The organism is Methylomonas subterranea (assembly GCF_024505185.1).
Taxonomy (GTDB): domain Bacteria; phylum Pseudomonadota; class Gammaproteobacteria; order Methylococcales; family Methylomonadaceae; genus Methylomonas; species Methylomonas subterranea.
On sequence record NZ_JANIBJ010000017.1, the window covers coordinates 17,416 to 39,325 of the forward strand.

The 21,910-nt window shown below is 54.8% G+C and carries 10 protein-coding genes; 9 read left to right on the forward strand and 1 reads right to left on the reverse strand.

Features of this window, described 5'->3' with window-relative positions; all coding sequences use genetic code 11:
* The first annotated feature begins 24 nt into the window (after window positions 1-24).
* The 7 genes from NP590_RS10520 (at window position 25) to NP590_RS10550 (ending at window position 16,555) form a co-directional block, all read left to right on the forward strand.
* Window positions 25-1,083 (forward strand): GDP-mannose 4,6-dehydratase, encoded by a 1,059-nt coding sequence (locus tag NP590_RS10520; protein ID WP_256602336.1) that lies wholly within the window; start codon window positions 25-27, stop codon window positions 1,081-1,083.
* On the forward strand, window positions 1,074-2,210 hold the full coding sequence (locus NP590_RS10525; protein WP_256602337.1) for a glycosyltransferase family 4 protein: 1,137 nt from the start codon (window positions 1,074-1,076) through the stop codon (window positions 2,208-2,210). Before NP590_RS10520 ends, NP590_RS10525 begins: the two co-directional genes overlap by 10 nt.
* Window positions 2,207-3,376 (forward strand): glycosyltransferase, encoded by a 1,170-nt coding sequence (locus tag NP590_RS10530; protein ID WP_256602338.1) that lies wholly within the window; start codon window positions 2,207-2,209, stop codon window positions 3,374-3,376. The genes NP590_RS10525 and NP590_RS10530 overlap by 4 nt, the downstream gene beginning before the upstream one ends.
* On the forward strand, window positions 3,376-5,127 hold the full coding sequence (locus tag NP590_RS10535) for an ABC transporter ATP-binding protein (RefSeq protein ID WP_256602339.1): 1,752 nt from the start codon (window positions 3,376-3,378) through the stop codon (window positions 5,125-5,127). Before NP590_RS10530 ends, NP590_RS10535 begins: the two co-directional genes overlap by 1 nt.
* A 620-nt stretch (window positions 5,128-5,747) precedes the next feature.
* Window positions 5,748-6,617, forward strand: coding sequence for a hypothetical protein (locus tag NP590_RS10540; protein ID WP_256602340.1), 870 nt, complete (start codon window positions 5,748-5,750; stop codon window positions 6,615-6,617).
* A 562-nt stretch (window positions 6,618-7,179) separates the two neighbouring features.
* The gene (locus NP590_RS10545; RefSeq protein WP_256602341.1) at window positions 7,180-12,321 is read left to right on the forward strand and encodes a PAS domain S-box protein; all 5,142 of its coding nucleotides are present in this window, start codon (window positions 7,180-7,182) and stop codon (window positions 12,319-12,321) included.
* The gene (locus NP590_RS10550) at window positions 12,314-16,555 is read left to right on the forward strand and encodes an EAL domain-containing protein (RefSeq protein ID WP_256602342.1); all 4,242 of its coding nucleotides are present in this window, start codon (window positions 12,314-12,316) and stop codon (window positions 16,553-16,555) included. The genes NP590_RS10545 and NP590_RS10550 overlap by 8 nt, the downstream gene beginning before the upstream one ends.
* Window positions 16,556-17,072: 517 nt before the next feature.
* Here NP590_RS10550 and NP590_RS10555 read toward each other — a convergent pair.
* Window positions 17,073-17,396 (reverse strand): hypothetical protein, encoded by a 324-nt coding sequence (locus NP590_RS10555; protein ID WP_256602343.1) that lies wholly within the window; start codon window positions 17,394-17,396, stop codon window positions 17,073-17,075.
* Between NP590_RS10555 and NP590_RS10560 the strand changes: the two genes are divergently transcribed.
* Together NP590_RS10560 and NP590_RS10565 are read left to right on the forward strand one after the other, a co-directional pair.
* Window positions 17,390-19,261 carry a PAS domain S-box protein gene (locus NP590_RS10560; RefSeq protein WP_256602344.1) on the forward strand — a complete coding sequence of 624 codons (1,872 nt, stop codon included), beginning with the start codon at window positions 17,390-17,392 and terminating at the stop codon, window positions 19,259-19,261. The genes NP590_RS10555 and NP590_RS10560 overlap by 7 nt on opposite strands.
* 67 nt (window positions 19,262-19,328) lie before the next feature.
* Window positions 19,329-21,902 (forward strand): sensor domain-containing protein, encoded by a 2,574-nt coding sequence (locus NP590_RS10565; RefSeq protein WP_256602345.1) that lies wholly within the window; start codon window positions 19,329-19,331, stop codon window positions 21,900-21,902.
* Window positions 21,903-21,910: the final 8 nt, after the last annotated feature.

The following is a 21,910-nucleotide window of genomic DNA, read 5'->3' on the forward strand; positions in this document are numbered from 1 at the left end:
TTAACGCCGCCTGGTACCTCTATTTTGCAAAATTCAAGCAAAAGCGCTTTTATAACCGGAATTACCGGTCAGGACGGCTGGTATCTGGCTCACAATCTGTTGGCCAAGGGTTATAGGGTGCACGGTATCGCCAGACATTTGCGTCCCGGACGGCACTGCGTGCCCTTCGACAGTCGCATCGAACTGATGCGCGCATGCCTGACCGATCCCGGGCAAATCAAAGCCGCATTGCTGCATAGCCGTCCCGATGAAATCTATAACCTGGCGGCATTCTCGCGCACCTACGCCTCGCGGGCCTTTCCCGAGGCGGTTTTTGCGGTCAATGGCCTGGGCGCCGTATCGATATTCGACTTGGCGCGGGATATTTGTCCCGGCGCCAAAATTTTCCAGGCTTCATCTTCGGAAATGTTCGGCAAGCCGCCCAGACAGCCGCAAAACGAGGCTACGCCTTTCAATCCGCTAAATCCTTACGCCGAGGCAAAAATATATGCGCATGCCGCCGCCGCTGATTATAGAAATCGCCACGGCCAATTCATTGCTTGCGGCATTTTGTTCAATCACGAAAGCGAGCGTAGCGCACAGGACTTCGCCCTGCAGAAAATCGCCCACGGCGCGGCCTGCGCACGGCTTGGCTTGCGCGAATCGCCGCTAAAAAACGAACTGGGCATGCCGATGGTTTCAGACGGCCGATTGCACATGGGTAATCTTACCGCCGCCCGCGACTGGGGATATGCCAGGGATTACGTCGAGGCCATGTGGAAGGTATTGCAACACGATACGCCGGACGACTTTGTGATAGGCACCGGCCATAGCCGCGACTTGGAAACCATCTGCGAAATTGCTTACCGTTCAGTGAACCTGGATTGGCGGAACCACGTTCAGACCGATACCGGCTTGCTGAGGCCGGTCGATGCCGGACGGACCCAAGCAGACACCGGCAAAATCGCCGGTTTACTGGGATGGCAAGCCGAGACGAGCATGGCCGTGATGCTCGGCAACATGATTGACGCTCAAACAAGCATTTTAGCCGCCGAATTGAACCTCTCCATTTCCGACATTCCCGCCCGTCAAACATGCGCATAGTTTTAAATACCACACCTTTATTGGGTCCGCTGACCGGTATAGGGCAATATGTTCATCATCTGGCCATGGAACTGGCCAAGTTGCGCGAACATGAGGTTCATTATTACACCGGTCGCACATGGTCCAGGCTACCGCCTTCGCCATCGATGCCGAATATGAATTCGTTGATCTGCAAGATCAGGAGGGCCATGCCGTTCGGCTACGATCTGAGCAGATTGATACAAATTCAAGGCTTCGGCGGCCGAAGCGCCGACTTTGACCTTTATCACGAGCCCAATTATCTGGCGCTGCCGTTTGACGGCGCGACAGTCGTAACCGTGCATGATTTCTCCTGGCTACATTACCCGCAATACCATCCCAAGATCCGGATTAAAGCAATGGAACGCTATTTTGATCGCGCGGTGCGGCAAGCCTGCCATCTGCTTACCGATTCGGAATATGTCCGCCAGGAAGTCATAAAGTATCTGTCCTTTCCGGCGGACAAGGTGACCGCCGTGCCGTTGGGCCTGGAACACGACTGCCGGCCGAGAAACGCCGCCGAATGTCAAGGCAGCCTGCTCCGGCAAGCGCTGACTTTCAAACAGTACTTTCTGGTGGTCGGCACATTGGAGCCGCGAAAAAACCTGGGCACCATATTGCAGGCTTATCGAAATTTGGCGCCCTCGATTCGCCGCCGCTATCCCTTGGTGATCGCCGGCATGGCGGGCTGGGGAGATAATCCGTTCAGCCGGCGTTTTGCCGATCTGCTCGCCGCCGGGCAGGTACGTTATCTCGGTTATCTGCCGCGGCGGGAATTATTGGAAATCATGGCCGCCGCGCGGGCCTTGCTGTATCCGTCGATTTACGAAGGCTTCGGACTGCCGCCGCTGGAGGCCATGGGTTGCGGTGTGATTCCCGTGGTTTCGGCGGCCTCCTCGCTGCCGGAAGTGGTGGGCGATATCGGCATCCAACTGATGGCCGAAGACACGGAGGCCTGGACGCAAGCCATGGAAGGATTGACGGCGGATACTGAATCACCCGGTCCGGAATACGCCAATCGCTTGCTGGAGCGCGCCGGCCGGTTCAGTTGGCAAAAGTGCGCCGCGGAAACCGTGGCCGTCTACCAAAAAGTGCTAAAAACCGCATGAAGGTTCTGCACGTCTACCGTTGTTACTATCCCGACCAATTCGGCGGCCTGCAGGAGGCCATCCGGCAAATCGCCCTCGCCACCCAACCCTTCGGCGTGGAATCACGCATTTTCACTCTGTCGCCCAATCCCTTGCCGGAAATCATCGAGGCGCAAGAAGCACGCATCATCCGCGGCCGCTCATGGCTGAGTCCGCTGTCCTGCGATATCGGCGGCCCCGCCGCTTATGCGAAATTCCGCCGGCTGGCGGAGTGGGCCGACATCATTCATTACCAATTTCCCTGGCCGTTTGCCGACTTGATGCATGTGGCCGCGAAGCCGCAAAAACCCGCGCTGATCACCTATCAGTCGGATATCGTCGGCAAGGGCCTGGCGGCAACCTTGTGCAAACCATTGACCATGAAAATGCTTGCCAACATGGATTGCATCGTAGCGACCTCGCCGCAGTATCGCGATTCCAGTCCCGTGTTGTCGCACCCCGGCTTGGCGGGCAAATTACGGGTGATTCCGTTGGCGATCAGCGAAGTGGCTTACGACAAATCGGCGGATTTTTCCGCCTTCGATAACCAGCGGTTCGATGCCGACAAGCCCTTCGTGCTGTTTATTGGCGCCTTTCGCCGCTACAAGGGGCTGAGCAACCTGTTGGCCGCCGCAAAATGGGTAAACGGCCAAATCGTCTTGATAGGCAGCGGACAGTTAACATCCGAAACGATGGCGGAAGCCCGGCGCCTGGGGCTGAATAATCTGATATTCCTCGGTAGCCAAACGCAGGCGGCAAAAGTGGCGTTTTTGCGCAAAACAAAAGCAGTGGTCCTGCCCTCGGATTTGCGCTCCGAAGCCTTCGGCATGGTTTTGGTTGAGGGGCTGATGTTTGGAAAGCCCTTGATTTGCTGCGACATCGATACCGGCGTTAATTACGTAAACGCCCGCAACGAAACCGGCTTTACGGTACCCGCAAACGACCCGCGCGCGTTGGCCGATGCGATAAACCGTTTGCTGGACGACGAGGAACTCAACCAGCGCATGGGAACAGCGGCAAGACAGCGTTACGAACGGTATTTTTCCGGCGAGCAAATGGGAGCAGCCTACGCGGCAACCTATCGGCAGCTGTTGGAACAACGGAAATACCCGGCCCACCTCGTCAAGCAAACCGACCCGGGGCTTTGATGAGCGAAAAAACCTCTAGCGATACCCGCGCGCTGTTAAGAGTCCTCTGGCGCCACATAAGCGCGGAAAAGCAACGCAAATTATCTTATCTGGCCGTCGCTCTGATGCTGAGCGGGCTAGCGGAAACCGTTAGCATAGGCACCGTCCTGCCGTTTCTGTTTGCCCTGACGCTGTCCGAAGAACATTTTCAACACCCGCTGTTCCAGCCTTTTCTACAGCTGTCGAATACGTTCCTGCCAAATCAGTTGCTGCTAACGCTGACCTTGGTTTTCGGAATCAGCGTGCTTATCAGCGGCGGGATGCGTTTATTCGGGGTATGGGCCACATCGCGACTGGCTTTTTCCGTCGGTGCCGACTTGGGCTTGAACCTCTATCGTAGGGTACTGTTTCAACCCTACGACGTTCATGTCGGCCGCAACAGCAGCGCGGTGCTCAATCTGGTTTCGGGCAAGGTCGACAATGTGATCACCCATATCCTGTTGCCGATATTAAGCCTATTCGGTCACGGCGTGATGCTGATACTGATATTGGCCTTGATGATATTGGTGAATAGCGCCGTCACGCTGCTGGTATTTAGCGGATTCGGTTTATGTTACTGGCTGATATCCGGGCTTACCCGCTCCAACTTGCTGCATAACAGCCAAACCCTGGTTAAAGAATCCACTGGGTTGGTGAAAAGCGTGCAGGAAGGTCTGGGCGGCATACGCGACATTCTGATCGACGGGTCTCAACCGGTTTATGCCGAACAATTTCAGCGGATTAATCGCGCTTTGCGGCGAGTGCAGTCGAACAACATATTCATCGGCGCTTTTCCCCGTTATCTGATGGAGGCACTGGGCATGTGCTTTATCGCCGTATTGGCTTATGTTCTGATTCGGCAACAGAATGGCGCGACTTCCGCGATTCCCTTATTGGGCCTGTTCGGCTTGGCCGCGCAAAGAATATTGCCGCTGCTGCAACAATGTTACGGCGCATGGGCCAATATACATATCGGCCGCAAGTCCCTGCGAGATATCGTCGAAATACTCGAAAAACCTTCACCCGACTCGGACGTATTGCCGTCATCGCCGATAGTTTTCCAAACAGAAATAGCGCTGAATCAACTTTCGTTCCGTTACGATTCGGCAACACCCTGGATATTGAAAAACATCGATTTAAGCATAAGCAAGGGGGAAAGAATCGGGCTTAGCGGAAAAACCGGTAGCGGCAAGAGCACCCTGCTGGACATTATCATGGGATTACTGCAACCCATTGAAGGCAACATGATGATAGACGGTCAGATTATCAACGCCGCCAACCGTCGGAGCTGGCAAGCCCGCATTGCCCACGTGCCGCAAGCGATTTTTCTGGCGGATACAGACATTGAGAGTAACATCGCATTCGGCCAGTCCAAGCCCGATATCGAGCGTCAACGCGTCCGAAAAGCCGCCCGGCAAGCGCAAATCGCCGATCTGATCGAATCTTGGCCGCAAGGCTACCAAACCCGCATCGGAGAACGAGGGATTAAACTCTCGGGCGGGCAGCGCCAACGGCTCGGGCTGGCGCGCGCGCTTTACAAGCAAGCGGATGTGATTATTCTCGACGAAGCCACCAACGCGCTCGACATGGCCACGGAACAAGCCGTAATACACACCATTCACGCGCTTGCCGGCGATGTTACGCTTATAATCGTCGCTCATCGCCATTCGGCTTTTACAAATTGTGATCGGGTTTACGAATTAATCGACGGAAAAATCCGCTTAATCCCTTGACGGGGAATAACGGTTTATAAGGTTTTACGGAGTAAGGATTCCGGCCAAAACAACTTCCGCATTCTGTTCCGTCTCTCTCCGGGACGGTTACTCTGAAAGTCACGCGGCAACGGCCCAGAACACTAAGGACATAACGCAGTTGACTTTCATTTGCCGGGGCGATGCCGAGCCTTCATGAGCGTTACTCTGAAAGTAAAAAATCGAGCGGGTACGGTTGCTTGTTGGACAGGCGTCGGCAGCAAGGATGCTGCCGACGAGCCTACACGGACGTATTTACGGCGTCCTGTGCGGCGAGGAACCGTGCCCAGCTGCACTACTTTCATTTGCCGGGGCGATGCCCAGTCTTCATGAGCGTTACTCTGAAAGTCATGCTGGGAGCAACGCATAGTCCCGATTCGCAAGGCCATCATCGCGACTGTGCATCGCTGCTACGAGTCTGTCTTTCAGTTGCCGGGGCGATACACCAGTTTCATGATCGTTAGGGTGATATAAATTAAGGACGGAGTCCTAACAGACCTGATCCGCCAAACGTATATAGCCGTGTGGCTTGACGACATTGCCAGAGCGAATTGGCGTTATTGAATTACCACATACCAAATTTATCCAGCACACAGAATTCAATGAAAAATAAGGTGTTTTTAAAGGTTGTAATATTCAGTTGCGAGCAGCCGGATAAAGTGATGGATACCGTCGGTAACCTGCTGAACAATGAATATGACGATATTCAAGTTGTTTTAGCGACGTCGTCAATCGATTCCGTGCAGGCAACCGGTAATTACCAGCCGATTCATATCCCGGACAAATCCGTATACCATCTCAGGGCCCATATCGGCCAATTATCGCAAGATAGCGAGTGGACCTTGCTTTTTGAAGACCACAACCATGTGGATAGCGCTTATATGGGGTATGTATATCAACGCCTTAAAACGGTTCCGGAAACTGTGTCTAGCGTTTATGGGCCGCTGAGCAATAAAAAATCCACCAATAGCTGGTCGTTTGCCAGCTTTATTATGACCGGCGGCAAATTATGGTATCCGATTCAAAATGCACCGGACGAATCGGTAATATTTAACGTCGCATACCGAAGCAAGTTATTAGCTGGAAAAAAATATCAATTGGGCGAATTCGAACGGGAGGCATTCAAAATACTCCGCGGCGAGAAAGTCTACAACCCCGACATGATCGCCGATCATTATCAATACAGAACTTTTCCCAGCGTAATGTTCTACCACTTTTGCAATGGCCGGGCTTCGGGCGCTCTGTGCGAGAAATCCTTAGTCCGAAGAATAAGTTGGTCCTTCCGCCATGCCAAAGCTATAACCGGTAGCCGATTTTTGGCATTAAAAAATATAATTCACAACCATCGGCAACAGGAAAATCTCCCGCCTTATTTGGAATTCCAGTTGTATATTTTATGTTTATCGCATGCCTTGGGCGCCATTTACGGTGCATGGTTTGGCGTGGGAAAGGCGCTGAAATTTCTTGAGTAACACTCATGAAACCGGCGCATCGCCCCGGCAAATGAAAGGCAGCCTCGTAACGATGATAGCCATGTGAATCGCGACTATGCGTCGCTCCCACCATGACATTCAGAGTAACGTTCATGAAGGCTCGGCATCGCCCCGGCAAATGAAAGTCAACAGCGTTATGTCCTTAGTTTTCTGGGCCGTTGCCGCGTGACTTTCAGAGTAAGGATTCTGACCGCAATAACTTCCCCATTCTGTTCCCTCGTCCTCCGGAGCTTGTGGTAAAAGCCAAATTGCAGTTGGCCTAAATGTCCGCCGCCGCGCGGACTGCTTAGAAAACGGAACCGCACACATGTTTATACCCTCACCTAGCCTTTTCCCGGCGGAAAGCACGCACTGATTGGCTTTTACGGCACCCTCCAATGCAGCGGCCAAGGCGGATTTTCAATACGCCCGTTTCATGTCAAGAGCTTGCCGATTCGGAAAATATATGTGCCGATATCGAGTAAGGACTATCATTGCCACTTCGGCATTACCACTGCCCGACAACACCCAATAAGCTCAATAATATTACAAGGGAACTAGCATGCTATCGCGATATATGCCGGTAGAGATGAGGCTAAAAAGTTCGGTGGCGGCATGGCTGAAATGGTTATTGGTCGCCGGGCTTTACTTGCTGACGGCAAAACTGGCGCTGAACTATTTTGCACCGGAAGGCAGGGCCAGCGTGTTTTTCATTGCCAGCGGGTTGGCGCTTGCAGCCATCTTATTGGGTGGTCGGCGTTATGCATGGGCGATATTGACCGGCGCCTTACTGCTGAATATCCTGCAAGGCAAGCCCCTGGCGGCCGCGGCAATCATTTCGATAGGCAGCACGGCGGGCGCTTGGTTGGGCGCCCGGTTGTTATGCCGAACGGCCCGCTTCGACCGCTCTCTAAAAACCCTGCGCGATTATTTGCTGCTGATTACGCTCGGCGGCGTGGTCGCCTGTAGCTTGCCCGCCGTTATAGGCTCGCTGACCTTGCTCGGCATGGGGACCATTACCAAGGACATTTTTTTTAACAGTCTGCTGCATTGGTGGATGGGCGACACCTTGGGCGTTATTCTGATGGCGCCCTTGATTCTGGTCTGGTGCAACAGCACAGGCAAGTTGAGTAATCCTAAGCAGTTTGGCGAGGCCGCGCTGATCCTGGGCATCAATTTTTGGGTCGGTCAGCTGGTTTTCCTGGATTGGTTTCACGATAGCCTGGGGGCTTACGCCAAAAGTTACTGGGTATTCTTGTGCATCTGCTGGGCGGCGGTACGTCTCGGCAGCCGGGCTACCACTTTGATTTTATTGCTCACCTCCGCGCAAGCCATGTATGGCCTCACGCAACATCGGCTGGGTTTCTTCGACCACGATCTGGGCGATCGGCATGACATCAACTACTGGTTTTTCATGGTAGCCGTATCGGTGGTCGGCATGGCCCTGGCCAGCTATTTTGCCGAGCGGCAACATGCTCTGGAAATCCTCGGCGAAAAGGAAGAACTGCTGCGTACTTTTTTGAACGCCATGCCGGATAAAGTCTGGTTGAAAAATCCCGACGGCGTTTATTTACTGTGTAATCGCAGCTTCGAGCTTTTATACGGTGCCTCGGAACAGCAAATCGTCGGCAAAACCGATTATGACTTTGTCGGCAGCGAGCAGGCGGATTTCTTCCGCGCGCGTGATGTTGCCGCCATGACCGCCGGCAAAGCCCGCATCAATCAGGAATGGTTAACTGATGCCGACGGCAGTCATAAGGCACTCTATGAAACCATCAAAACACCGGTCAATACCCACGACGGCAAACTGATTGGCGTTCTGGGCATGGCTCGCGATATCACCCAGCTTCGTGAAACCCAGATTGCACTGGAAGAGCGTATCAAAGAGCAAAAATGTTTACATGCGGTGTTTCACGCCACTGAAGATTTGCAAAAGCCTTTGGCGGACGTCATGCAAGCCGTGGTGGAATTATTGCCCGCCGGCTGGTTTTATCCGAATATTACAGCGGCATGCATTGACTGGGACGGCCAGTCATTCAGCACGGACAATTTTGTTAGTACCGCGGACCTTGATCGGCTAAGCGCGGCGATTGAAATCGACGGCTTGGCACCAGGCCAAATCACCGTCTGTTACTTGGCTCCAAGGCCGATGCAACAGGAAGGGCCGTTTTTGCGCGAAGAGCGCCAATTGCTTAATACCATCGCCGAGCGATTGGGCAGTTTTTTGCAACGCCGCCGGGCGGAACAAGCCGCCAGAAACCGCGAACGTATTTTCAGCTCTATTGTGTCGCAAGCCACGGATGCCATCACCCTGATCGACGCGGAAAGCCTTGAATTCATAGAGTTTAACGACGCCGCCTGCCAAAGCCTGGGTTACAGCCGCGCGGAATTTGCCTGCTTACGCCTTAACGACATTCAGGGCGAATTCGATCTGGCGACCATGAGAAACATGATTAACGACTTCATGCCGCTCGGCTTCGCGCAGTTCGACACCCTACGCCGGCATAAGAACGGTTCCTTGCGTAACGTGCATGTCAGCATCAAGGTCATTGAGATCGATGGACATCAATATTTGTCCTTGATCTGGTCGGACATCACCGAGCGCAAACAGATAGAACAACAGTTTCGCCATCTGTTCGACCACAACCCGGCGCCGATGCTGATTTATGAACGCGGCAGTCTGGCCATGGTGGCGGTGAATGATGCATTTACGGCGCTCTATGGTTATAGCCAAGACGAAATCGCTGCGTTAAAGCTGACAGACCTGTACCCGGAAGAGCAAAAACAGGCCATCGCCGATTTGGCCGCCGGCTTACACGGTTATGCCTACGTCGGCGAGTGGCGGCATATCCTGAAAAACGGTTGCGTGATCGACATCATCGTGCGTTCTCACGACATCAACTTTGCCGAGCGCACTTGCAGGGTGGCGGTGATTACCGATATTACCGAGCTTAAACAAGCGGAAGCGGAATTACGCAAGCTTTGGCTGGCGGTGGAGCAAAGCCCCAACAGCATCGTCATTACCAACCTGGATGCCAACATCGAGTATGTCAACCGACATTTCAGCGCGGTCACCGGCTACAGCCGAGAGGAAGCCATCGGTCAAAATCCGCGCATTCTGCAATCCGGCCAAACCAGCCAGGCTACTTACGAACAGATGTGGGAGAAAATCACCCAAGGCGACAGTTGGTCCGGCGAGTTGATCAATCGCCGCAAGGATGGCAGCGAATACATTGAATGGGCCCAGATCACGCCGGTACGTCAACCGGACGGCACGATCACGCATTATCTGGCCATCAAGGAAGACATCACCGAAAAAAAACAAGTAGAACTGGAGCTGGATTCCTACCGCCACAATCTGGAAAATCTGGTGGCCGCCCGCACCCGGGAACTGGAACTGGCCCGTCGGCAGGCGGAAGCGGCCACCGTGGCAAAGAGTCAGTTTTTAGCCAATATGAGCCATGAAATTCGCACACCCATGAACGCTATTTTGGGCATGTTGTACCTGGCGCTAAAACACCAGATGCCCGCCGCGCTGCACAATCATCTCAGCAAAGCCCAGAGCGCCGCGCATTCGCTGTTGGGCATCATTAACGACATACTGGATTTTTCCAAAATCGAAGCCGGCAAACTGGAATTCGAAGCGACGGAATTTGCCCTGGATGGCGTGCTGGAGCAACTCACCGATGCGATTGGCCTGCAGGCCGAACAAAAAGGCGTGGAGTTTTTGATTCGTTACGACGTCAAGATTCCCTCCATGCTGCAAGGCGACCCCTTGCGTTTGAAACAGATTTTGTTGAACCTGTGCGGCAATGCCATCAAATTCACCGAACGCGGCGAAGTGGAGCTGGGACTGAGGATGCTGAGCAACAAGGACGGCATCGTTACCCTGCAAATGTCGGTGCGCGATACCGGCATAGGCATGGATAATGAGCTACAGAATCGCCTGTTCCAGAAATTTACCCAAGCCGATCAGTCCACTACCCGGCGCTTTGGCGGTACGGGCCTGGGCTTGGCCATCAGTAAACATCTGGTCGAACTGATGGGCGGGCGCATTTGGGTGGAAGATACCCAACCCGGTAAGGGCACGACGATTTGTTGCACCTTGCAATTGCGGATTGCCAGACAAGCGGAAATGCATAAAAGCGAGCTATATGCCCAGACAGGACCGTTATTGAAAGGCATCCGGGTGTTGGTGGTCGATGACAACGCGGTATCGAGGGAAATTCTGGCCGAAATGCTGCGCTACTTTCAGCTGGAGGTCAGCGTTGCGGCCGACGGCTTAAGCGCTTTGCAGTTGCTGCAAGCTTCAACCGAACAAGCTTTCGATCTGGTGTTGATGGATTGGCGCATGCCCGGCATGAACGGCGACGAAGCCACCCGCCGCATTCATGCCGATAGTGCTATCGCGCCCAAACCCAAGGTGATCATGGTAACGGCTTATGGCCGGGAAGAGGTAATGTTGCTGGCGCAACAAGCCGGCGTGGACGGTTTTTTGATTAAACCGGTTTCGCCATCGTCGCTGTTGGATTCAATATTGACGGTATTGGAGCGTGGCAGTATTAGCGGCAGACAGGACAAAACCCTGGCCATTGCTCATTCGATTGCGCCGCCTGACTTTGCCGGCGTACGGGTACTGTTGGTGGAAGATAACGCCATAAATCGCGAATTTGCCACCGAATTACTGCTGAGCATGCATCTCGATGTGGACGAAGCCATCAATGGCGAAGAGGCTTTGAGCATGGTGCAACAGCAAGACTATGATGCGGTGTTGATGGATATTCAAATGCCGGTAATGGATGGCCTGGAAGCGACCAGACAAATTCGCGCACTGGCCAAAAACGCCGGTAACGAGCGCTTTGCCACTCTGCCGATTATCGCCATGACAGCGTTGGCCATGACCCGTGATGCCGAGGAAAGTCTGGCGGCCGGCATGAACGATCACGTCACCAAACCCGTCGAGCCAACTAGGCTGTTCGCCTGCCTGTCAAAATGGCTACCGCCGGCCGGCGCGGAGGCGCGGCAAAATAGTCTTACCACAATTCAGGCGCCGGCAGGCCGGAATGCCTACTCCGCCGAATTGCTCGGTCTGAGCAGCTTACAAGCGCTGCAAGGCATCAAGCGTATCGGCGGCAAGGAGGAGTCATATCGAAAACAACTCAAACGCTTTCGGGAACATTATTCCAATACCGTGACAGAGCTGCAACGGCTGCTGCGGGAAAACAAACTGACCGAAGCGGAGGCCTATTGCCATTCGCTGAAAGGGGTAACCGGCAACATTGGCGCTCACCTGCTCTATCAATGTATCAGCGGCATCGACAACCAGCTGAAACAACAGCAAACTCCCAGCACCGAACAATTAAATCAGTTGAACGTCTTGTTGCAACAAGTCATGCTCGACATCGACAGCCTCGCGGCGGCGCCCACCAGTGTAGCCGCCGCAACGGTGCCGCTATCCAAAGACGCTGTAATCGCTAAGGTTGCCCTGCTGCTGGAGGTGTTGGAAACCGACCTGGGCGCGGCGGAAACCATCATCAGCCAACTGCGCGCGGGCTTGGCCGGCAGCGCACTGGCGAATGACGTCAATGAGATCGCCGATCAGATGGAAGTATTTAATATCGATCAAGCCATGAGCTTGCTTTCTGAATTGCAACAACGTCTACTCGCCGACGTAAATTCAATCAACCACCACGAACATGACTGAAGCCAATCACGCAAAATCCCGCATCCTGATAGTCGATGACGTCAATGAGAACCTGCATGCTTTATTGAGCATACTGCGCGACGAATACGCCGTGATGGCGGCGACCAACGGCGCCAAGGCTTTGGAACTGGCTACCCGAACACCCTCGCCGGATTTGGTGTTGCTGGATATAAAAATGCCGGACATGGATGGCTATGAAGTACTTCATCGGCTGAAGACCAATCCGGCAACGGCCGATATTCCGGTGATTTTTGTCACCGCCTTGTCGGAAACAGCGGACGAAGCCGCCGGCATCAAACTGGGCGCCGCCGATTACATCACCAAGCCAATCAATCCGGATCTGCTGAAACAACGCATACTGACTCAGCTCGAGTTGCGCCGTTATCGCCGCAAACCCTTGCTGTCGCTGCGAGATCGGGTATCGATCCGCGACGAACGTCCGGCCTTGCTGCTGGTGGATGATGTGCCGGAAAACATCCACGAACTGGCCGAAGCCTTGAAGGATGAATATCGCATCATGGTCACCAGCAAGGGCCGCAGAGCTATCGACATGGCGCTGGGCCCCACCCCGCCGGATCTGATATTGCTGGATATTCTGATGCCCGATCTGGATGGTTATGAGGTCTGCCGGCGCATCAAGGCCCACTCCCAGGGCAGTCGCATCCCGGTGATGTTTGTCAGCGTGGTCGACGGCGCGGTGGACAAGGTGCGCGGCTTCTCGATAGGCGCGGCCGATTACATCACCAAACCCTTCGACATCGATGAAGTACGGGCGCGGGTACGCACCCATCTGGAACTCAGCCGGTTGAACCAACATTTTGAACAACTGCTAGAACTGCACAATGCCGAGCTAAAGCATTTAAACGACATCGTCAGCCACTCCCCCGTGGTTGCCATCACATGGCGGAATGTCGACGACTGGCCGGTGAGCTTTGTGAGTTCGAATATTTCGAATTGGGGCTATCGCCCGGAAGATTTGCGTTCGGGCAACATCAAGTTTCTGAATCTGCTTGCGCCGGAAGATAGACTGGCGGTCGAAGCCGAAATTCGGCAACACCTTGCGCGGGGCCCTGATGAATATTATCAGCAATACCGTTTCTGGCACGGCGACGGACATTGGATTTGGATAGAGGAATTTTCCAGATTGGACAGGAATGAACAAGGTGAAGTCACTGCCATCGACGGCTTGCTCAACGATGTCACCGGCCGCGTGACCGCCGAACAAGCCTTGCGTGATAGAGAACAACAACTGCGTATCATGGGCGACAACCTGCCGGATGGTTATGTCTATCGCTACAAATTCCATCCCAACGGTCAGGCCGGCTTGGAGTACATCAGTGCCGGCGTGGAGCAATTACATGGCTTAAAGCCAATAGACGTGCTGAATGACGCCAGTCTATTATTTGCCCAAATGGAGCCCAATTCGCGCCGGGAATATCTCGAGGCGGAAGCCGCCTGTATGCGGGAGTTAAAAGATTACAAGGGTACGGTACTGTTTAACCTGCCCGACGGCGGCCAGCGCTGGATATCGTTCCAGTCCAGCCCGCAAACGCAGGCCGATGGCAGTGTGTTTTGGGACGGCATTGCGGTTGATGTTACGCAACGCATCATCAATGAACAAAGATTGAATGAACTGGCTAGACGCGCGCAAGCCTTGCTGGAATTACCCAAGGCCGCCGAAGAAATGACCGAAGAAGCTTTTATGCAATTCGGACTGGAATTTGCGGAAAACTTGACCGGCAGCCGGATTGCCTTCGTACATTTCGTCAATGACGATGAGGAAACCATTGAACTGGTGACATGGTCCCGCAACACCCTGAAGCATTATTGCCACGCCACCCACCAGAAACATTATCCGGTCAGCCAAGCCGGTATCTGGGCCGAAGCCCTGAGAAAACACCGGCCGGTTATCTTTAACGATTATGCCAACGCGCCCGATAAGCGCGGTTTGCCCGAAGGCCATTCCGAGTTGATCCGGCTGATTTCGGTACCGGTCATCGAGAATGGCAAAGTCGTCATGCTGACAGGGGTAGGCAATAAAGCAAGCGACTACAGCGAGCACGACATAGAAACCGTACAACTGATTTCGAACGATGTCTGGCGTATTGTGCAGCGGCAACGTAACGCCCGAAAAATTGCCCGTTTTAACCGGGTGCTGGACCGCTCGACCAATGAAATCTACATTTTTGACAGCGAGACCCTGCGCTTCATTGATGTCAATCTGGGGGCGCGCAATAATCTGGGCTACTCCATGCGGGAATTGGAGCAGATGACACCGCTGGACCTAAAACCCGACATTAATCCAGAGGATCTGGAAAAACTGCTTGCCCCCCTGCGTCAGGGCAGCAAACATCGTTGCGAATTCACTACCGTGCATCGCCGCAAAAACGGCAGCCTATACCCGGTCGAGGTGCATATCGAAATCACCGACGATCGGCCGCCCTTGTTTGTAGCCATCATCAATGATCTGACCGAAGCCAGACAGATGCAGGAGCGCATTACCCAACTATCCCGATATGACGCCGTCACCGGCCTGCCCAATCAGTTTTTCTTTGAAGACCTGTTATCCCTGGCGATTGCCGAAGCCGAACGCAATAACTATCAAATAGCGGTGATGTGCCTGGATATCGCAAACTTTCATCGCGTCGACGACAGCTACGGATTCAAAATCGGCGATCAGGTGCTGAAAGTGATCGCCAATCGTCTGGTTAAGACCGCCGGTAGCGAAGGTATCGTCACCCGCATGGCCAAGGACAATTTCAACATTGTTCATCCGCGCATCAACGATATGTTGGAGGCCAAGCAACTTGCCGAAAACATACAGGCCGCCATTTTGGAGCCCATTGTGCTGAATGATTTCGAAATCCACCTCGAAGCGAATGTCGGCATCGGTTTTTATCCGGCGGACGGTGTATTTGCCCACGAGCTGGTGCAACACGCGGGCATCGCCTTGAATCAAGCCAAGGCCGACAAGCTCTCGAACGTGCGTTTCTTTGAAAGGGAAATGAATGAGTTGTTGCTGTCCGAAATTGCCTTGACCAACGATATGCGACGCGCGATTGACCGGAATGAATTCGAGCTGTATTACCAACCGCAAGTCGACCTCGGCAGTGGGTCGGTGATCGGCCTGGAAGCCTTGGTACGCTGGAATCATCCGGTACTAGGTTTATTGCCGCCCGGAAAATTTATAGCCCTGGCGGAGGAGTCCGGACTGATAGTACCGCTGGGAAATTGGATTTTACAGCGAGCCATATTGCAAGCCAAGGAATGGGTCAATGCTGGCATCACCAACACCTCCCTAACGATAGCCGTCAACGTCTCGGCCATGCAGATGCAAGCCAGTACCCTGGTGGATTTGACTGAAAACTTATTGAAAGAAACCGCCCTGCCCGCCGATTGTATCGAGTTGGAGCTTACCGAAAGCCTGCTGATGACCAATATCAGCGAAACACAGGCGCTGTTAAAACGCCTGAAGGATATGGGCGTGCAATTATCGATCGATGATTTCGGCACCGGCTACTCATCGCTCTCTTACCTCAAACAGTTTTCCGTGGACAAACTCAAGATCGATAAAAGCTTTATCGATGGCGTTACCAGCAATCCCAACGATGCGGTCATCGTACAAGCCACTATCGCCATGGCGCATAGTATCGGCTTGAAGGTAATTGCCGAAGGCGTTGAAACCGAAGCCCAGGCCAACTATCTGCGTTCCCTGCGCTGCGACCAGCTGCAGGGTTATTATTTCAGCCACCCCCTTCCAGCCGGTGGTATTCGGCAGCTATTGCAATCGGCTGGCAAACTGAGTCTGCCGGTCGCCGAACGCAAACCCAGTGTACTTTTGGTGGATGACGAACCGAATATTTTATCGGCCCTGAAACGGGTTTTGCGACGGGATGGCTATGAAATTTTCACGGCTCAAAGTGGCGAGGAAGCCCTGGAGATTTTAGCCAATCAGCCCGTGATGGTGATTCTGTCCGATCAGCGCATGCCCAATATGACCGGAACGGAATTTTTATCCCGCGTCAAAATCCTGCATCCTCGCACCGTGCGCATAATCCTGTCCGGCTATGCCGATCTCAACTCGATTACCGAAGCGATCAATAAAGGCGAGATATATAAGTTCCGTACCAAACCCTGGGATGATGATGAATTACGTAATGACGTGCGCGAGGCTTTTTTGCATTACGAATCACTCGAGCGCAGGCAAACAGGTACTTCGTATATTCAGTCTTGAAGCCTAACGGTCATGAAACTGGTGCATCGCTCCGGTAAATGAAAGGCAGTCTCGTAGGATCTACGCATAGTCGCGATGGTGACCTTGCGAATCGCGACTATGCGTCGCTCCTACCATGACTTTCAGAGTAACGATCATGAAGCCGGTGCATCGCCCCGGCTCATGAAAGCAGTCTTCCAAGGCGCGGTTGCTTGTTGGACAGGCGTTGGCGGCAAGGATGCCGCCGTCGAGCCTACACGGACGTATTCACGGCGTCCTGTCCGGCAAGCAATCGCACCCAACCTAATATTTTACTTTCAGAGTAATCGAAAACTACAACAGCGCGGCTTTTCGGTTGTCCGCCCACAATTTCCTAAACTATAATGCCCGGCGAAACATCGGTTGCCGGCGAGGAAACAGAAAACAAGCCTTATAACGGCAAGAGCGCGGCGGGGCTTTTCCGCCCGGTCCGTTGCCTACAACCATTCCGACGCAGCGGGATAGCGGGGGGCCGGTTGGTACAAACTCAAGGCGCGAGTCAGACCACCAGCTCAGCCTTCCTTCGTTCACTTGCAATACTCTTTTGCCCGAAAGCCGCCCCCATGAACCATGTATTTTGCTGAAGCGCGCCTATCTCTACCGGCGCAAAATTCAAATCGCGCATATCGCCGAGGCTCTTATGCGCGCCCGCTTGGCGCGCCGCATGCGTAAGCCAAGCCGGTGCTTTAAAGCGAATTTGCCGCCCGCGCCGGACCAGGCGGCTGTTTGCGTACACGCGCCAAATCCCCGGCTGCGGGAATCGCTTGGAAAAATGCGCATGACTTTTCGATCGTCTGAAACATTGGTCTTGCACGAATGCCATTTCGCTTAGATCCGGAACAACGCTTTTCCCGCATGGCCGCGCACATGCCGGGCTTCGTGTTTACCTTCAAGGTGTCGCCGGACGGCCGTTTCAGTTTCCCCTATGCCAGTGGAGGCATCCGAAACATTTACGGTTTGCAGCCGGAACAAGTAGCCGAAGACATGGCGCCCTTGCATGCCATGGCGCACCCGGACGATCGCGAGCTGATCGAGGCCGCGCTGGCCGGCGCGGTAAAGGATAGAGGCTTGTTTCACCTCGAATTCCGCATCGTTCACCCCGAAAAAGGCATACGCTGGCTGGAAGCCAAGTCCGCGCCGGAACCGGAACCCGAGCCGGATGGCAGTATTGTATGGCACGGCCTGATGCTGGACATCACCGAGCGCAAGCAGACCCAGCAGCGCCTGGAATTGCTGGAGCGCGCCATAGACCTGTCGTCCGACGCCATCTTCCTGCTGAGCGAGGATTTTCGCTTCCGCTATGTCAGCGCGGCCGCTTGCCGCTCGCTCGGCTATAGTCGCGAACAACTGCTGGGCATGACCCCGCTCGATATCGACCCGCGGGCCACGCCCGAATTGTTGCGGGAGATACAGTCCGCGCCACTGAATCAATCGATCATGTTCGAAACCATGCACCTCGGCAGCGACGGGCACATATTTCCGGTCGAAATCAATGCCACCCACTTCAAAGACAACGGCAAGCTCTTCGGTCTGAGCGTGGTGCGCGACATCAGCGAGCGCAAACGCATCGAGCAAGTCTTGCAATCCAGCAGGGTCGCGCTGGAGGAAGCCCAGCGCATCGGCCATATCGGCAGCTGGGACGTGGACATCGTCAACGATGTGTTGACCTGGTCGGACGAGACCTTTCGCATCTGGGAAATCGACAAGACCAAATTCGCGGCTACCTTCGAGGCCTTTGTCGACACGGTGCATCCCGAGGACAGGCAGCACGTGGTTCGGGTCTATAACGCATCGATCGCCGACGGTAGCGGTTATGAGGTCGAGCATCGCCTGCTGTTTCCGGACGGCCGTGTCAAATACATACTCGAACGCGGCCAGCCCTATTACGATGCCGACGGCAAACCATTGCGCTTTATCGGCACATCGCTGGATATTACCGAGCGCAAACATCTGGAGAACACGCTGCAATTCATCGCCCAGCGCGGTTGGCAGGCCGATGGCGAATCCTTCCTGATTGCGCTGGCGCGCTATCTGGGACGTACACTAACGATGGATTATGTGATCATCGACCGGCTGATACCGCGCACGTCGACAGCCGAAGCGGTGGCGTTCTATGCCAAGGGCGAAGTGCTGCCCAATGTGCAATACCACCTTGCGGGTACGCCTTGCGCCAATGTCATGGAAGGCTCAATGTGCTGCTACGCGGAGCGGGTGCGGCAATTGTTTCCCGAAGATACCTTGTTACGGGAAATGGGCGTCGAAAGTTATGCCGGACTGCCGCTGCTGGATTCCTCCGGACGGGTGGTCGGCCTGATTGCCGTGATGGACGGCAAGCCGATGCACGACGTCGCCGAGGTGACCTCGCTGCTACAACTGGTGGCGACCCGCGCGGCGGCCGAACTGGAACGCGAACAGTCCGAACGCCTGCTGCAAGAATCGCGGCAATTCCTGGACCGGGTGATCGAGACCATTGCCGACCCGGTGTTCGTTAAGGACAGCGAGCATCGCTGGGTCAGGTTGAATCAAGCCTTTTGCGATTTTATCGGTCAACCGATGGAAGCCCTGCTGGGCAAATACGATTACGATTTTTTTTTCCGCGCGCGAGGTCGCTATATTCCGCGCCAAGGACGAAGCCCTGTTCGCCAGCGGCGAAGAGGATGTCAGCGAAGAGACATATACCGACCTTGATGGCAACTGCCATAACATCATCGTCAAGAAAACCCGCTGCAGCGATCAGCGCGGACAACGGTTTCTGGTGGGTACCATCCTGGACATTACCGAGCGCAAGCGACGCGAGCAAGAACTGGCCCGCCTGCACTATGCCATCGACCACGTCGAGGAAGCGGTTTACCTAATCGACGAACAGGCCCGCATCCATTACGTCAATGCGCATGCCTGTCAGAGTTTGGGTTACAGCCGGAATGAACTGTTGGGCTTGAGCGTCCCGGATATCGACCCCGACTATCAGCATGCGGTGTGGCCCGCGCATTGGCGCGACCTGCAAACTCACGGCTCGCTGACTTTCGAAACCCGCCACCAGACCAAGGACGGGCGGATTTTCCCGGTCGAGGTGGTTGCCAATTATATTGAATCCGACGGCCAGGGCTACAACATGGCCATGATACGCAATATCAGCCAACGCAAGCAGATGGAATCGGCGCTGGCCGAGCGGGAACAGGAATTCCGCACGCTGATCGAAAACCTGCCGACCTATGTCTTGCGACTGAATCGCGGCTTGCGCCACACTTACGTGAATCCGGCTTTCGTGGCCGCCGTTGGCCTGCCGGAAGAGCGGATTCTGGGCGCGCATGTCAGCGCATTCTGGCGCGCCACCAATGTGACTATTGATGCCTACATCAGCTTGCTGAAGCGGGTGCTGGCATCCGGCGCGCGGGAGGATATCTCGCTGGAATGGCGTAACGACCATGGCGCCCTGTACAGCCATCTGGTGCGGGTTTCGCCGGAATACAGCAGCGGCGGAGAAGTCCGGGGTTTGCTGGTTTTGGGGTTCGATATGACCAAGCATAGACGGGAGCAATTGCTGGATGTCGAACGTCGCCGGGTATTCGAGCGCATGGCGCAGGGCGGCGACCTGGGCGAAATACTGACGCAAATTGCCCTGTACGTCGAATCCGCCAGCCCCGGTTGCCAATGCCGCATCTTGTTATTGGATGCTGGCGGCAAACGTTTGATCGATGGGGTAGCACCGTCGTTTTCCGTCCCCTGCCCAGGGCAGAATCAAGGCCTGGCCGTGGACGACGAAAACAGCGGCTGCAGCGTTGCTTTCTGTCGCGCCGAACCCTTGATCATAAAAGATATGCGGCTCGCCTCCCAATCCGAGCATTGCCGCTCGTTTGCCCGCCAATCCGGCATGATTTCCAGTTGGTCCGATCCGATCATCGGCTCTGCCGGCCAACAGCTGGGCGTCGTCACCCTTTACCGCGACCAGCCCGGCGAACCGGACGAACAAGACATGGGCAGACTGCGCTACGCCAGCCATTTGAGCGCCATCGCCATCGAACGCAAGCGCATCGAAGAGCAGATGCAACACCAAGCCAGCTACGATACCTTGACCGGATTGCCCAACCGGCGCATGTTTCGCGACCGCTTGCACGAAGAAATCGCCAAGGCCGAGCGCGGCGGAGAAAGTCTGGCCCTGCTGTTTATCGACCTCGACCGCTTCAAGGAAGTCAACGACACCATGGGTCACGAAATCGGCGACCTGCTATTGGTGGAAGCCGCTCAACGCATACGTTCAGGCATTCGCGAAACCGATACCGTGGCCAGACTGGGCGGCGACGAATTCATCGTCATTCTGCCCAGGGTGGACGACATGTCGAACCTGGGCAGAATCGCCCAAAACATCGTCAATGCCATGACCAAGCCCTTCTGTCTGGATGGGCATACCGTGTATGTTTCCACCAGCATAGGCATTGCCGCCTATCCTTTCGATACCGACAGCGCCGACGGTTTGGTCGGCTGTGCCGATCAAGCCATGTATGCCGCCAAGGAACAGGGGCGCAACGGTTTTAGCTTTTTCACGCCCGCCATGCAACAGCAGGCGCATACCCGTTTATTGCTCGCCAACGACTTGCGCGATGCGCTGGCCAAGGAGCAATTGCAAGTCCACTATCAACCCATAGTCGATGTGGCCGGCGGAGCCATTGTCAAGGCCGAAGCCCTGTTGCGCTGGCGTCACCCCCGGCGCGGCATGGTGCCTCCCGACCAATTCATTTCCATTGCCGAAGAAAACGGCCTGATCCACGACATCGGCGACTGGGTGTTCCGCCAAGCGGTGCAAACCGCCAAGCGCTGGAACGCCGACGGACGCTTGGCGCGGCAAATCAGTGTCAATCTGTCGCCGCGCCAATTCATCAAGGGCGATTTTTATATCTCCTGGCTGGCCTATCTGGAGCACAACGGCGTCCCCCCCGAACATATCGTCATCGAAATCACCGAAGGCCTGCTGCTGGATGACCGCCCCGACATTCTGCAAATCATCAATCGTCTCGGAGACGCCGGCATACAGGTTTCCTTGGACGATTTCGGCACCGGCTATTCGGCGATGGCTTACCTGAAGAAATTCCCCATCGACTATCTGAAGATAGACCGTTCGTTTGTGCGCGATCTGGAAAGCGACCCCAACGACCGCGCCATCGCCGAAGCCATCGTGGTGATGGCGCACAAACTGGGATTGAAAACCATCGCCGAAGGGGTGGAAACAGAGGGTCAGCGCGATCTGCTGGCTGCGGTGGGCTGCGAATTCGTGCAGGGCTACCTATATGCCAAACCCATGCCGGAGGCGGAGTTTCTGGCTTTTGCCCGCTAGAGGACTCT